The organism is uncultured Polaribacter sp. (assembly GCF_947495205.1).
Taxonomy (GTDB): Bacteria; Bacteroidota; Bacteroidia; order Flavobacteriales; family Flavobacteriaceae; genus Polaribacter.
In genome coordinates this window covers 1-267 of record NZ_CANLXV010000051.1, presented here as the reverse complement: position 1 = coordinate 267, position 267 = coordinate 1, and the positions used below count along the sequence as shown (strand labels likewise).

Sequence of the window (267 nt, the reverse complement as noted above, 5' to 3'; positions counted from 1 at the left end):
TAATAGATATAAATATCTATTTGTTCTCTATCTTTTTGATTCTTACGATATCATTTTACCAATATGTCAATGAACTTGTGGCCTTTTTCTTTGAAATTGACCGTTGTGGAGAATATCGGAGTCGAACCGATGACCTCTTGCGTGCAAGGCAAGCGCTCTAGCCAACTGAGCTAATCCCCCATTACTAGACTATAGTAATTAGTTATTAGTCTTTAGTAATTACTAATGCGTAATTCGTAATTATCTAGCTTCTAGAATTTCCTTAAT

At 34.1% G+C, this 267-nt stretch carries 1 tRNA gene; it reads right to left on the bottom strand.

What is annotated here, in order from left to right:
- Positions 1 to 106 precede the first annotated feature (106 nt).
- Positions 107 to 180 (bottom strand) — tRNA-Ala (locus tag Q0762_RS13960).
- Positions 181 to 267 lie beyond the last annotated feature (87 nt).